Here is a 13,723-nt window from a genome sequence, read left to right as displayed (position 1 = left end):
AAGTAAAAACACACATTTTTTCGGCTAACACCAAGGAAGGCGGCGGCTGTAGTGTGTTTCTCTTTGTCCATTATTTGGATCTAATTTAGCCTTCTTGGTCTGGTGCAACTTGCCCCACGCTGTCGATGGTACTGTCAGCTAATAACCACAAAGTAAATTTATGTAACTCAGGATGTTGAGCCAAGGCCACTAAAAACGCCCCTCCCACTTCTCTATACCCTAACTCATAATTCTTTAAGGTAGTGGGCGGAACTTGTAGTAACTCAGCAAATTTAGGCCGACTTAAGCCCATGGACTCGCGTATCTGTCGGATCTTTTTCCCGACTAAGCTGGTATCTGGATTCATAGCTTTCTACTCCTATCGAAACAGTTCGATAACAAAAAACCCATCCTTGGTTACCTGAGTTTAACACCACAAAGTAGACTCGTTGTGCGCTTGCCTTATTTTAACCAAAATAATCGCAAAAAGACTCAACTAACACTACTTAACGCCCTAAGAAGCGTAGCCTATGGTGAAAGCTGCGACAATTTTAGCCCTTTAGACTAGCCTCCATCTTGTGGCTAATGGTAAAAACCGCTAGTCTGGATTGGTACGGGAATACTCAAACAGGACTGAGAGCTTCTTTTATAGGACTCCTTCTTGGCTAAATAACAACAAAGGTTACCCGTACATCACAGTAGTCGAGGTACACTGCTAGCTCGATGAGCGTGATACATTTATTTCGACTCGAATCGAAAGCTCATAAAATGAGGAAGACAACATGAAAAAGACAGTGGCTCCTACTTTAATTGCCTTGGCGCTTGCCGCCGCAGGTATGTCTGCAACCGTACAAGCTGATTGGTACTTAGGTGCTGGTGCTGGTTATGCAGAGTTCAGTGATATCGAAAGAAACGACTCTGGCCTAGACGGCGATGGCGAAGCCATTAGCTTGTTTACTGGTTATAACTTCAATGATTACTTCGGTGTTGAGCTGGGCTTTAACCATTTTGGCCAAGACCTCGACACTAATGCGCTGAACTTATCAGCCATTGGTCGTATGCCACTCAGCGAGCGCATGTCTTTGTTTGCTGAGCTGGGTGCTTTAGGTTATGACGTAGATGCTGGCGAAGGCGACAAAGGCGTTGCTCCTATGGCCGGTTTAGGTTTGACCTACCGCGCGTCTGACTTAGTTGACTTGCAAGCTCGCTATCGTCGCATCGAAGACATGGGTGATTCTGGTAAGAACGGCCTCGGTTTTGACACCGACGTGAACAACTACATGTTAGAAGTGGTACTGCACCCTAACCGTGGCGACAGCACTCCACCACCAGTTGCGCCTGTTGTTCAACAGCCAGCACCTGAAACCACCTACGAAACCCGCAGCGTAACTGCTGATGGTTCTATCTACTTTGGTTTTGATAAGTCTGATTTGTCAGGCGAATCACGCGCAACCTTAGATGAAGTAGCGCGTTTCTCTCAAGAGAACCCTAACTACCAAGTAGAGCTGGCTGGCTATGCTGACCGCTTAGGTAGTGCTGAATACAACCGTAAGTTGTCTGAGCGCCGTGCACTGGCAGCTAAAGACTACTTGGTTCAGCGCGGCGTTGCTGCTCAGAACATCCAGACCGCTTGGTATGGTAGTGAGTTAGCTGAAGGTCAAACTGAAGAAGAACGTCAACGCGACCGTCGTGTTGATGCGAAAGCTCAAGCGACCATCGAAGTTGAAATCGTAGAATAATATTTACCTCGCAGTAAATACCAAACGGCTCCTCGGAGCCGTTTTTTTATGGTGTTTTTTATCTTATCCCTCGCCCATCGTGGCATACTCAGATTTCGTTAATTTCAGAGCACTCAGGATATCTCATGCTTTGCCACTGCCAAAGTCTGCAACCGTTTGAGGATTGCTGCGCCCCTTATTTAAACAGCGAGTTAAGCGGACAAGTTATCCCCGCCACCCCACTCGCCTTGATGCGCTCACGTTACAGTGCTTTTGTAACAGGTAACGGCGATTACCTGTTAGCCAGCTGGCACCCAGACACCCGAGGCAGTTTAACCGCCGAGGAGCTCACCGAGCATGGTCTGAACTGCCAATGGTTAGGCTTAACGATTATCTTTACGCGCATAGAAGCAGACGGCTTGCAGGGTGTGGTGGAATTTAAAGTGCGTTATCGCGAGCAAGGCCGCGTGGTACTATTGCATGAACAATCGTATTTTGAGCAGGTTGCCGGCCGTTGGTTGTATCGTGATGGCCTGATTAATCCGCCCAAAATTGGCGCCAATCAGCCCTGCCCCTGCGGTGCCGTTCATAACAGTGCTGTGCAAAACGGCACGGCTAAAAAATACAAGCAGTGCTGCGCCAAGCGCTAACAAGCCTTGAGCTCTTAACTGGCCTAGACTGCCTTTCCCTATTCATTAACTAGCTGATAGAACATTATAATGGAACGTAAAATACTGCTGACCCACTGCCCAGATGCCAAAGGGCTTATCTCTAAAATCACTAACATCTGTTATAAGCATCAGCTAAACATTATGCGCAACGATGAATTTGTGGACTACGAGAATGGCCACTTCTTTATGCGCACCGAGCTGGAAGGCTACTTTAATGATCACACCTTGCTTGCGGATCTCGACGATGCGCTGCCTAAGGGCAGTGAGCGTCGCTTAGTGCCCGCCGGTAACAAGCGGGTAGTGATCATGGTGACCAAAGAAGCCCATTGCTTGGGTGATATTCTAATCAAACAATTTTCCGGTGCCATGACGCTGGATATTGCCGCCGTAGTGGGTAACTACGACGCGCTCAAAGACTTGACCTGCAAGTTCGATATTCCTTTTCATAGCGTGTCTCACGAAGGTTTAAACCGTGTTGAGCATGAGCAAAAGATGGCAGAGATTATCGATCAGTATCAGCCAGATTATGTGATCCTCGCTAAATACATGCGCATCTTAAGCCCTGATTTCGTGGCCCGTTATGAACAGCGTTTGATTAATATTCATCACTCATTTTTACCGGCCTTTATTGGCGCCAGCCCATATCGCCAAGCTTATGAGCGCGGCGTAAAGATGATTGGTGCCACGGCGCACTTTGTCACCAATGAGCTAGATGAAGGCCCCATTATCGAGCAAGACGTGATCCACGTGAATCACGTGTTCAGTGCCCAAGATATGGCCAAGGCCGGCCGCGATGTAGAGAGATCGGTATTGAGTCGAGCACTGACTTTAGTGCTGGAAGAAAAGGTGTTTGTATACGGTAATAAGACGGTCGTGTTCAAATAATGTGAAGCGTGAGGAGTGAGGTGTATTGCGCCTCACTCCTCACTATTTACGCCTCACTTTAACTACTTCTGGCTTGCTGCAAAGGCCGCTAGCTGTTCCGGCGTGGCGGCTGGCTGATACTTATCTTTCCACTCTTCATACGGCATGCCGTACACCTGCTCGCGGGCTTGGTCATAGTCCATTGTTACGCCCTGCTCTTGTGCCGCGGCTAAATACCACTTACTTAAACAGTTGCGGCAAAAGCCCGCCAAGTTCATCAGATCAATATTTTGTACGTCTTTGCGGGCATCAAAGTGTGCCACTAAGGCGCGAAAGGCCGCGGCTTCTAATTCAGTCTGCGTCTGCTTATCCATGGTTTTTCTCCAACCGGTATATTTTACAAATAAGGGCTTAATTCAAGGCGATTACTGCCATTATATCGATATAGTGAGCAAGAGCCATCTCTTGCCCTGCCGCTTGACGATTGGCGGTGATGATTAACGAGGTAACTGTAATGAAAGACTCACAGGTAAGTCGCAGTCATTTTTTTGCGCATATGGCGCGCATGAAGTTGATCCAACGTTGGCCCTTGATGCGCAGCATAGAGCAAGAAAATGTGGCTGAACACAGCTTGCAAGTGGCCATGGTGGCCCACGCATTAGTGGTGATCAAAAACACGTTTTATCAAGGACAGTTGGATCCCGCGAAAGCCGCCATGCAGGCGTTATTTCATGATGCCAGTGAAGTGCTGACCGGTGATTTGCCCACCCCCGTTAAATACTATAACGAGGAGATGGCGCGCGCTTACAAAGAGATAGAGAGTAATGCTGAGCTTAGCTTAGTGAAGATGTTGCCCGCCGAGCTACAAGCCGCCTATGCTCCGCTGTTGAGCGCCCATGTTAATGATGAATACGCTCATACAGTGAAGTCAGCAGACTTATTGTGCGCCTATTTAAAGTGTGCCGAAGAGCTGAGTGCTGGCAATCAAGAGTTTGCCGCCGCGCAAAAGCGCCTCACTGCCATGTTAGAAGCACGCATGAATCCAGAAATTCGTTACTTTCTCGACGTATTTGCGCCCAGCTTCTCGCTGTCGCTGGATGATATCTCCAGCGCGCAGTTTTGATTGGATAGCGCCGAACGCTCGGCACCAAGCGCCCAGTTAACAAAAACATACTTTTTTATCACTGAGCGCTTAGCGCTAGCTTTTGCGCTCAATCCATAAGGTGACTTCGCCGACTTTGAAACCAAACTTGGTCATTTCGGCGCGGTTTAATACCCGTTTGTCATCCAGCTGGTACATCCAATCGTTAAAATTAATATTCCATACCTTGCCATCTACCGGTACCGCTAGGGTATAGCGCCAATTAAGCGCGAAACCTTGGGTCTGTCCCTTGGCCGGTACCACTACATCTCCGGCGGTGCCGGTATAATGGCCGTCCGCCGTTTTCTCTATGTGCCACACCCGGCGCTGGCGCTCGCCGTCGTCATAGATGAAGTCTTCCTCTAGCGTGCCTTTATTACCCTGCCAAGTGCCCACCATAGCCACCGTAAAACGGCGTAGCACCTTACCGGATCTGTCTTGCACCATGCCGTGGGCGGTCAGCTCGCCATTAAAGTATTCATCGAGCGCAAACTGCGGGTTAGTATTGGCATAATCGTTAATATCGCTGCTACAGGACATCAAACCTAGACTCAGGGTTAGCGTGGTGAGTAGTGACAGGACTATGGTTTTAATTCGACGACGCATACTAATTTCCTTTTAATTGGCGGGTCAGCTTAGGGTCACGGCTATTATTGGCGAGCCAGATGGCAAGAAACGCAGGACCAAAGGCGGGATCTTTGATCACGCCCAGCTGCACTTGATTAAAGTAAAAATGGCTAACACCTGTCTCCGCCACTCTTATGGCCAACTCATCGCCTTTTTTAATATTGGGCCAGAGTGCGCTCAGTTGTGATAGCCAGTTGGGCTGCGCCTTAATACCTAAACGCTGCCATTCGCTGACAGTGGCTTCAATTAAGGCATCCCGGCTGATATCTTTTTGATAAAGCAAGCGCAGCGCCTGAGGGTAGCGGCTCGCTTGGTAGCGACCATCAATGCTGTATAGTTGCGCCTGATAGAGATCAAAAAACATCCACTTCATCTGGCCTTGGCCCACCAACTGCAAGTTTGACTGAGCATTGGCCGATACCATTTGCGGCAGCAGTAACAGCAATAGTGTAAATAAGACGCTGAAAAATTTAGTCATTGAGCCTCCAGCCCTGTCGAGTATCACCGTATATCACGCTCGTTAAACGCACCAAGATCACTAATAATAAAGCCCACAACGGCACCAAGATAACGGTGCTCGTCCATGGCCCTAACGGCAAGTCAACCGCGCCTAACCGCCAGCCGCTTAGGTACGAACTAGGGCCAGAAACTCCGCCTAACAGTGCTTGTTGCCATACAGGACGTGCCGCCAGCCAGCGCAAACTATGGTCGAGGGTGAGCACAAAGCCGAGCCACAGCAATACCAACCATACCGGCCAGTGGCTAAAGGCGAACACGCCGCTCCACGTCAGCAGGCCATCAAGGCTCAAGCCTAACAGCGCTAAGCTCAACACTTTGCAGTCGGCCGTTCGGCTGGGCGTAAACATAAAATGCGCCAAAATAAGTAAGCCTAACACCCAAGCTAGGCTGTTTTGGCCTATTACCGCCAGCAGCCAGAAGCCGTAAAATCCGACTAGTTGAGTCCATTGCCATTTAGACATCGGCGCGCTCCTGGTTTGGCTGCGGTTAAGTGCGCCAATCCTATGCTGCCTTCACGAAATCCACCTTCGCAATAAGCAAAATAGAAGGCCCATAGCCGATGAAAATCACGGCTATACCCTAAGTCTTTGAGTGCCGGCTCCAGTTGCTGAAAACGGGCCGCCCAAATATTTAAGGTCTGGGCATAATGCTGGCCGTAGTCTTGGAGCACGGTCAGCGTCATGTCGGTTTGTTCTTTTAAGTGACGACACATTTCACTGACCGAGGGCAAACAGCCACCGGGGAAAATATAGCGCTGAATAAAGTCCACCCCAGAGCGATAGCTGTCGTAGCGCTGATCAGCGATGGTAATCGCCTGAATAAACAGCTTACCTTCTGGTTTGAGCAGTCGATTAAGCGTCTTAAAATAGACGGGTAAATACTCATGACCCACAGCTTCAATCATTTCTACCGATACCACTTTGTCGTATTGGCCCGTTAAGTCGCGATAGTCTTCCAGCAACAGCGTCACTTTATCGGTTAAGCCTGCCTGCGCAACGCGCTCTTGGGCAGTTTTAAGCTGCTCAGCCGATAAGGTGGTAGTGGTGACCCGACAACCATAATGTTCGGCGGCAAAACAAGCCAACCCACCCCACCCAGTGCCAATTTCCAGTAAATGATCCTCTGGCTTTAGCTCTAATTGTTGGCAAATTAAATGTAATTTATGGGCTTGGGCCGCTTCCAAGCTGCTGTGAGGTTCAGGAAACACCGCTGAGGAATATTGCATTAAGGGATCAAGAAACAGCCGATACATTTCATTACCCAAGTCGTAATGGGCGGCAATATTGGCGCGACTACCACTGAGTGAGTTGCGATTAAACTTGTGCTTGAGCTTGTGCCACGGCGTGGTTAACCAGGCAAGGCGGCGCTCAAATCGGTCTAAGGTGGCCATATTGCGGGCAAATAACTGCACCACCGCCGATAGGTCGGCACTGTACCAATTGCCTTCTACCCAAGCTTCTGCCGCCCCTATGCTGCCACCTAGCATGAGTTGGCGATAAAAACGCGGCTCATGCACCTGAATGTGCGCTTGCAAGAGCGCGTCTCGCTGCCCAAATTCAAAAGTCTGTTGGCCTTCCTTGATGGTCAAGCCGGCATCGGTTAAGCCATTGAGTAACGAAAAAGCTAAGCGGCGCGCCCAGCGATCTAAATGCCGTGGTTGCGAACGTATTAACGTCGTTTCCATGGGAATTCCTTAAGAGGGTGAGTGATAAGGGATGCGCTTTAAAAATAAACGCAGTGCCTGCCAATAAATGCCGCGCACTATGGTCAGCGTCATCCAAGGCCATTGCAGCAAGGCGGCTTTAAGTACGGTGCGGTCAAAATCATGACGACGCAGGCTCAAGGTGGCATCAAATAACAGCTCGGGGTTACGATTCTCGATGTGCACCTGCACCTTAGAGCGACCAAGCGTTGGCGGCGTAATGCGCCAGTGATATTTCATGTCCATATCCATAAAGGGCGACACATGAAACGCCTTATCGGTAGGGTGCTGTTTTGCCAAGTCCACTAAGTAGCAGTGGCGCTGATTCCACGGCGTGTTATGCACCTCCATTAGCGCGAAGCGTGCCTGCTCACCTTGATAGCAAAAAAACACATTAATGGGGCTAAAGTAGAGGCCAAAGCAGCGCACTTGACCGAGCATCACCACGCGATCCACAGCCGCGGCTTCACCGCCTAAGCGCGCGACTTCTTGCAACACTGCTTCTTTAAGCGGCAACTTGGGGTCGCCTAGGTAATCAGCACGGCGAAAGCTTAAGGGCGCAAAGCGCTCAACAGCAAACAGCCGACTATTAGCAGCCACCGTTTCCAGCTCATCTAAATCCAGCGCCAACATATAGAGGCCATAACTGAAGTGATGGGCTTGATGGGCCTCAGTGGCAAAGCGACGATGACGCACTTGGCCTTGATAAATGGCGCTATTTTTTGTCATATTCGGCCCTTCATAAGCTGATGCCAAACCGCGCACACACATCAAGCGCACTGTTCACGCCATCTTCATGAAAGCCGTTGTACCAATAGGCGCCACAAAAATGGGTATGTTGCTGGCCACAAATCTCGGCTCGTCGTGCTTGTGCAGTAATGGCCGCTTGGTTGTACACCGGATGGGCATAGCTAAAGCGGCGCAGTATGTGCTCAGGCGCAATAGCATCGCCGCGATTGAGAGTCACACACAGCGTTTGTTCGGATTGAATGCCCTGCAAAATATTCATGTTGTAGGTCACGGCCGGCAGCGCGTCAGCACTGCCATCGAGCCAATAATTCCAACTAGCCCAAGCGCGGGGCTCTTTAGGCAGCAAGCGAGTATCTGTGTGTAAAATGACCTCGTTATCTCGATATTCCAGCCCACCTAATACGGCACGCTCAACCTCGGTAGCATCCGTTAACATGCGCAGCGCTTGATCCGAATGACAGGCCAACACCACCTCATCAAAGTCTTCACTGCCCGTTGCAGTGGTAATGGTGACGCCTTGCTCATGACGCCTGATACCCAGCACAGGCGTATTTAAACGAATATCTGTTAGCGGTGCGGTTAGGCCTGGGATATAGCTGCGCGAGCCGCCTTCCACCACGTACCACTGGGGCCTGTCGATCAAATTAAGCAAGCCATGATGGTTAAAGAAGCGCAGGAAAAAGGCTAACGGAAAATCGCGGCTGTCTGCCAAGGACGACGACCAAATGGCCGCCACCATGGGCAGAATATAATGACCGGTAAAAAACTCAGAAAAACCATATTGCTCAAGAAAGTCGCCTAAGGTGTCGGTATTATTAAGGGCTTCTTCCTTCAGTATTTTTTTGCACAATAAGTTAAAGCGCACTATTTCCGCTAACAAGCCGTAAAACTTCAGGCTAAACAGATTTGAGCGCTGAGCAAACATAGAGCCTAAAGTGTGTCCATTATATTCCAGCCCAGTTTGCTGTTGCTGAACGCTAAAGCTCATTTCGGTCGGCTTGGCTTTTACACCGATGCGCGCCAATAAGCGCTCAAAGTTAGGATAGGTACGGTCGTTAAATACGATAAAACCGGTATCCACCGCCAAGGTTTTACCCTTTAACTGAATATCAACCGTAGCGGTGTGCCCGCCCAAATAATCGTTGGCTTCAAATACCGTCAGCTGATGCTGTTGGCTGAGCAGCCAAGCGCTGGTTAATCCGGAAATACCACTACCGACTATGGCAATCTTTTTCGAGCCGATTTTTCCCAAACTCGTGTCTTTAAGGTCAATGCGGCTCATGACGCTTTCCTTACCATGCGCTGGCTTAAGCGACGCCATAAGCCGTGCGGCAACCACGACAACACCCGCAGTGCGCTAATTAAGCCAAAGGGGAAGCTTATTTCAGACTTGCCCTTGGCCAAGCCTTGACGAATGGCGCGACTGGCCTGCTCAGTGCTCACTTGGCCGGGCATGGCAAAGTCATTTTTTTGCGTGAGTGGCGTATCCACAAAGCCTGGGCGAATAAGACTTACCGCAATATTATGGGGTGCTAAATCAATGGCTAAGGTACGCACGAAATAATCCAACCCTGCCTTAGACGCACCGTATGCCTCGGCGCGAGTGAGCGGTAAAAAGCTCACCGATGAGCTCACCACCGCTAAGCGCCCGCCTTGTTTAATGCGCGGTATTAAGGCGGCCACGCAGTTGGCAGTACCAATAAGGTTTACGTTCACTACCCGCTTAAACAGCTCGGCGTCAAACTGGCGCGCATCTTCGATATATTCACAGTTCCCTGCATTGAGCAGCACCAGATCAAACGCTGCCAAAGAAGCCACGGCAGTGTTAATTTCGCTCGCCTGCTGCATATCAAACACACAGATCTCAACATCAACACCCGCCAGCGCTTGTTGCAGTTTTGCTCGGTCTCGACCACAAGCCACCACTTGCCAACCGTCGGCCGCATAATCTTTGGCCAGCTGCAGGCCCATGCCGGAGTTAGCTCCGGTGATCAGTACGCGTTTCATTGGCTCAATCTCCGTTTGAGGGTTTTAACCAAGGCTCCCATCACAGGAATATGCTCATAGAGCATGGCGCCGAGGTCGAAGTAGTCCCGATGAAAGTCGATTTGCTCACTAAAGCGCAAATGACTCAGGCCAGGGACGCAGATTTCGCTGCCGCCATTGAGCTTGGGATGTGAAAAGCGCATCTGCCAGCGTACAAAAGCCTCGCCCTCTTGCTCCATCACCTGTTCTATCTCAAATTGACAATGCTTGACGTTACTGAACAAGCCTTCGAAGTAGCGCACCAACGCTTCGATGCCTGATAATTCATGGCTAGGATCTTGAAAGTGAATATGGGGGGCATATATTTCGCGCAGCACGCTCAAATTGTCCGCGGACAAGCGCTGGTATTCACGACAAAACACCGTCAGTGCAGGCTTCATACTGGCTCCTGATCGAGCTGTGCAAGCCAAAGCTCAGACTGCTTATTAGTTTGCACATCGGCGTTATTTTTGATGTTGTCAGACTGGTCTTTAAGGGCATCAAACATGGCAATGGCATGTAGCCGAGCACGCTTGTGATCAACGATGGGTTTAGGGTAGTCATGACCCGGCTGATTATTATCGAGCCAGTCATGGGGGGTGTGAATGCGCTTGGTGGGCACCTCAACGAGCTCAGGCAACCATTGGCGGATAAAATCGCCTTCGGCGTCGAAGCGCTCGCCTTGAGTGGTAGGATTAAACACTCGAAAATAGGGTGCAGCATCGGCTCCGGTGCCCGCCGCCCATTGCCAGCCACCGTTGTTGGCGGCTAGCTCGCCATCAATCAGGCGCGACATAAAATAGTCTTCCCCTTGGCGCCAGCTCAGGTGTAAGTCTTTGGTTAGAAAGCTGGCCACTATCATGCGCAACCGATTGTGCATCCAGCCGGTAGCATTAAGGCAGCGCATGGCCGCATCCACAATCGGAAAACCCGTGTGCCCACTGCACCAAGCCTCGAAGCCTGCTTTATCTTGGCTCCATTGCAAACTTTCGGTGTCTGGCTTAAAAGCGCGATTCATGGACAGACGCGGAAAGGCTACTAATAGGTGACGATAAAACTCCCGCCAAATCAGCTCGTTCAACCACACAAAGCCTTGCTCACCACGACTCATGGGCAAGTGCCCCAGCTGTTGCTCAATGGCGGCTAAACATTGCGACGGCGAAATCACCCCCAAGGCTAAATACGGCGACAAGCTGCTGGTGCCATTAATGGCCGGATAATCACGCTGATCGCCATAGTCATATACACCCGACTCGCAAAAAAGTCGTAAACGATCGCGGGCCGCAAGCTCACCCACCGGCCAAGCCGCACTGCTCACCCGCTCGCCGGTCAGTTCAATGCTGGTGGCGGTCACGGCGCTACCTTGTGCTTTAGGTACCGGATGTAAGCGATAACCAGTGGCGCGTAATTGCGCTAACCAGGTTTTGGCAAAGGGCGTAAACACCTTATACATGTCGCCACTTTGAGTGGTGAGACTGCCATGTTTAAATACGCAGTCACCATTAAACACTCGGATCTCCAGCAGCTCTTTTAGACGCTGCTGCACCGCTTTATCGCGTCGGCGCTCATCAAGGCCGATTTCTCGGTTGGCGTATAAGGCATCATGGGGATGGTCTGCTAACCAGTTCACCAACAATTCCGGTGTTTGCGAAGAGTCATCAATAGTCAGTACGGTGAGCGGTATGCCTAATGCCGCCAGCTCTGTGCTTAATGCCTGTAAATGACGACTTAAAAAATCCCTTTGTATGGGGCTGCGGCCGTGCTGCTGCCATTGCTTCAGACAGTCGATGTAAATGGCGCTGACTTTTACACCATCGGCGGTGGCTTCATAAAGAGCGGGATTATCCGCAACTCGTAAGTCAGCTCTAAACCAAACTAAATGACGCATCATGCTCTCTCTTAAGGTCACTGACGCACACCGAGAAGGGTCGGTTTAGCCAGCCTTGTTGCAGATAAAGTGTGCCCAGCTCACCGACGTAAAAACAGTGCTCAGGCAGAAGAGTGTGTGCATCTAAAAACCAGCTGTGGCTTAAGCCAGCCCCTAACACAATCACTAAAGCATCAAATTTCAATCGCCCTACCGCCAGCGGCAAGGTATGAGGATCCAACACGCCTAAATCTATGCTGCGACACTCAAGCCCTTGTAATTCAAACTGAGCTAATAAGGCGTGTTGCTCACGCACTTGCCCCACTCGCGCCACCGCTATCACGGGGCCGCTTTTAATGGTTAACATCTGATGCAGCAAACGCATTAACAAAGCCCGTGCGCTTTGCTCAATCAGTTGCGCATCGGGCCTATGCAATTGCGCCAAGGCCAATAGCCAAGGCTCAATCACTTTACGCAGCACCAATTCAGCGGGATACAAACTAGCCAGCTCTAGCAGCTCGGCTTCTAAGCGGCCTAAGTTAAGTGCCAATGATGAGTCCAGCAGTTGCGTTTGAGCTTGCTGCCAATTAGAGCCGCTCGCCTCTGGGGTTGGGGTATCGAGCAAGCCTTTCACTTGTCCGATACTCACCCCCTGCTCCAGCCAATGCAGAATATGGCGAATGGTGCTAACGTCGTCTTCGCTGTACAGGCGGTGGCCTTTTTCGGTGCGCGCCGGCTTAAGCAAGCCGTAACGACGCTGCCAAGCACGCAGGGTCACCGGGTTAATGCCGGTGAGACGCGCCACATCCCGAATTGGGTATGTTGGAATAGAATTAGGCGCGGCGCTCATCATAGAGTGGGGTTCAGATGCCATAGCGCAGTCGCAATGCCTCCGGATGGGGATTTAAATAAACCTGCTGTTGCAGATAGTCATTAGGAAATTCGTTGAGGTAATGACGAAATAAAGTGATGGGGGCAAATAAGGGCAAAATACCTTGGTGGTATTGGCTGATGGTGTCCGCTAACTCTTGGCGCTGACCACTGTTCAGTAGGCGCTTAAAGTAACCCTGCAAATGCTGCAGCACGTTAGTGTGATTATTACGGGTTACCGGCAAACTCAAAGCTTGCATCAGCTCAGCAATATAAGTGTCTGCGATGGCCTCAAGATTGCTCGATAAATCCGATAACAACTTGCCCAGTTGCAGGTAGCTGTCTCTATGGTGTGCCATCAATAGATATTTATAACGGCTATGAAAATCAATCAGGCCGGCGGCAGTGATGCCTTTATGGCACAAACACTGCCAGTCGTGCAGCGCAAACACTCGCGTCACGAAATTTTCACGCAGCAAGGGATCGTTTAAGCGGCCATCTTCCTCCAGCGGCAACAACGGTTGTGCCTTCATTAGCTCGGCGGCATAAATACCAATGCCATCTTTGGTATTTCCTTGACCACTTTCATGATAAACCCGCACCCGCTCCATGCCACAGCTGGGAGATTTGGCGCACAGCACATAACCGCTTAAGCCGCCAAACTGCGCGGACATGGTACGACCATAATCGCGCAGCTGCTCGGTGACATCCTCGCCTTTGGCGGTTTGCGCAATAATATTGCTGTCGCCATCTAGTAGGCTTGCACTGATCAGCCGAATGCTGGGCCTAGGAGTGCCGAGGCCAATGGCCATCTCAGGGCAAAAAGGCACAAACTCCACATGATTGATTAATTGCTCGGTACAAAAATCCGAACGTTTATGGCCACCATCAAAGCGCACCTTTTGACCGATTAAGCAGCCACTGATGCCGACGCGAATAATTTTAGGATCAAACTTGTACATATCTCACCTTGTTGTACAACTATTTATA

The 13,723-nt window shown here is 50.3% G+C and carries 17 protein-coding genes; 4 read left to right on the top strand and 13 right to left on the bottom strand.

Annotated elements, in window-relative coordinates:
• Positions 1–85: 85 nt before the first annotated feature.
• On the bottom strand, positions 86–346 hold the full coding sequence (locus CBP31_RS13745) for a helix-turn-helix domain-containing protein (protein ID WP_087038236.1): 261 nt from the start codon (positions 344–346) through the stop codon (positions 86–88).
• Positions 347–761: 415 nt separating this feature from the next.
• Between CBP31_RS13745 and CBP31_RS13740 the strand changes: the two genes are divergently transcribed.
• The 3 genes from CBP31_RS13740 to purU all read left to right on the top strand — a co-directional run bounded on the left by CBP31_RS13740 (position 762) and on the right by purU (position 3,253).
• Positions 762–1,718 carry an OmpA family protein gene (locus tag CBP31_RS13740; protein WP_087038235.1) on the top strand — a complete coding sequence of 319 codons (957 nt, stop codon included), beginning with the start codon at positions 762–764 and terminating at the stop codon, positions 1,716–1,718.
• 125 nt (positions 1,719–1,843) lie between these two features.
• Positions 1,844–2,347 carry a YchJ family protein gene (locus CBP31_RS13735; RefSeq protein ID WP_161492529.1) on the top strand — a complete coding sequence of 168 codons (504 nt, stop codon included), beginning with the start codon at positions 1,844–1,846 and terminating at the stop codon, positions 2,345–2,347.
• Between the two features lie 69 nt (positions 2,348–2,416).
• Positions 2,417–3,253 (top strand): formyltetrahydrofolate deformylase, encoded by an 837-nt coding sequence (gene purU / locus CBP31_RS13730; protein ID WP_087038234.1) that lies wholly within the window; start codon positions 2,417–2,419, stop codon positions 3,251–3,253.
• A gap of 62 nt (positions 3,254–3,315) precedes the next feature.
• Here the strand turns inward: purU and CBP31_RS13725 are convergent, their stop codons facing one another.
• Complete coding sequence (locus tag CBP31_RS13725) at positions 3,316–3,606, bottom strand: DUF1244 domain-containing protein (protein ID WP_087038232.1); 291 nt, start codon at positions 3,604–3,606, stop codon at positions 3,316–3,318.
• 140 nt (positions 3,607–3,746) lie between these two features.
• Between CBP31_RS13725 and yfbR the strand changes: the two genes are divergently transcribed.
• Positions 3,747–4,355: a 5'-deoxynucleotidase gene (gene yfbR / locus CBP31_RS13720; protein WP_087038230.1), complete on the top strand. Its 609-nt coding sequence runs from the start codon at positions 3,747–3,749 to the stop codon at positions 4,353–4,355.
• 75 nt (positions 4,356–4,430) lie between these two features.
• Here the strand turns inward: yfbR and CBP31_RS13715 are convergent, their stop codons facing one another.
• Genes CBP31_RS13715 through CBP31_RS13665 form a run of 11 tightly spaced genes read right to left on the bottom strand, consistent with a single transcriptional unit; the run spans position 4,431 to position 13,695 of the window.
• Positions 4,431–4,979 (bottom strand): DUF3833 domain-containing protein, encoded by a 549-nt coding sequence (locus CBP31_RS13715; protein ID WP_087038228.1) that lies wholly within the window; start codon positions 4,977–4,979, stop codon positions 4,431–4,433.
• Between the two features lies 1 nt (position 4,980).
• Positions 4,981–5,478, bottom strand: a complete 498-nt coding sequence (locus CBP31_RS13710) for a chalcone isomerase family protein (protein WP_087038226.1) — start codon at positions 5,476–5,478, stop codon at positions 4,981–4,983.
• On the bottom strand, positions 5,471–5,980 hold the full coding sequence (locus CBP31_RS13705) for a DUF2878 domain-containing protein (RefSeq protein ID WP_087038224.1): 510 nt from the start codon (positions 5,978–5,980) through the stop codon (positions 5,471–5,473). Before CBP31_RS13705 ends, CBP31_RS13710 begins: the two co-directional genes overlap by 8 nt.
• Positions 5,953–7,203, bottom strand: coding sequence for an SAM-dependent methyltransferase (locus CBP31_RS13700; RefSeq protein WP_087038221.1), 1,251 nt, complete (start codon positions 7,201–7,203; stop codon positions 5,953–5,955). The genes CBP31_RS13705 and CBP31_RS13700 overlap by 28 nt, the downstream gene beginning before the upstream one ends.
• A gap of 9 nt (positions 7,204–7,212) precedes the next feature.
• The gene (locus tag CBP31_RS13695; RefSeq protein WP_087038219.1) at positions 7,213–7,950 is read right to left on the bottom strand and encodes a DUF1365 domain-containing protein; all 738 of its coding nucleotides are present in this window, start codon (positions 7,948–7,950) and stop codon (positions 7,213–7,215) included.
• A 10-nt stretch (positions 7,951–7,960) separates the two neighbouring features.
• Positions 7,961–9,253 (bottom strand): NAD(P)/FAD-dependent oxidoreductase, encoded by a 1,293-nt coding sequence (locus CBP31_RS13690; protein ID WP_087038217.1) that lies wholly within the window; start codon positions 9,251–9,253, stop codon positions 7,961–7,963.
• Positions 9,250–9,978: an SDR family NAD(P)-dependent oxidoreductase gene (locus CBP31_RS13685; RefSeq protein WP_087038216.1), complete on the bottom strand. Its 729-nt coding sequence runs from the start codon at positions 9,976–9,978 to the stop codon at positions 9,250–9,252. Before CBP31_RS13685 ends, CBP31_RS13690 begins: the two co-directional genes overlap by 4 nt.
• Positions 9,975–10,397: a nuclear transport factor 2 family protein gene (locus CBP31_RS13680; RefSeq protein WP_087038214.1), complete on the bottom strand. Its 423-nt coding sequence runs from the start codon at positions 10,395–10,397 to the stop codon at positions 9,975–9,977. The genes CBP31_RS13685 and CBP31_RS13680 overlap by 4 nt, the downstream gene beginning before the upstream one ends.
• The gene (gene phrB / locus CBP31_RS13675; protein WP_087038784.1) at positions 10,394–11,884 is read right to left on the bottom strand and encodes a deoxyribodipyrimidine photo-lyase; all 1,491 of its coding nucleotides are present in this window, start codon (positions 11,882–11,884) and stop codon (positions 10,394–10,396) included. The genes CBP31_RS13680 and phrB overlap by 4 nt, the downstream gene beginning before the upstream one ends.
• Complete coding sequence (locus tag CBP31_RS13670) at positions 11,862–12,737, bottom strand: MerR family transcriptional regulator (protein WP_227875041.1); 876 nt, start codon at positions 12,735–12,737, stop codon at positions 11,862–11,864. Before CBP31_RS13670 ends, phrB begins: the two co-directional genes overlap by 23 nt.
• Positions 12,727–13,695, bottom strand: coding sequence for a YbgA family protein (locus tag CBP31_RS13665; RefSeq protein ID WP_087038212.1), 969 nt, complete (start codon positions 13,693–13,695; stop codon positions 12,727–12,729). The genes CBP31_RS13670 and CBP31_RS13665 overlap by 11 nt, the downstream gene beginning before the upstream one ends.
• Positions 13,696–13,723: the final 28 nt, after the last annotated feature.

The organism is Oceanisphaera profunda (genome assembly GCF_002157895.1).
GTDB lineage: Bacteria > Pseudomonadota > Gammaproteobacteria > Enterobacterales > Aeromonadaceae > Oceanimonas > Oceanimonas profunda.
The sequence above is the reverse complement of the archived record's forward strand: the minus strand, read 5'-3'. Positions and strand labels throughout refer to the sequence as shown.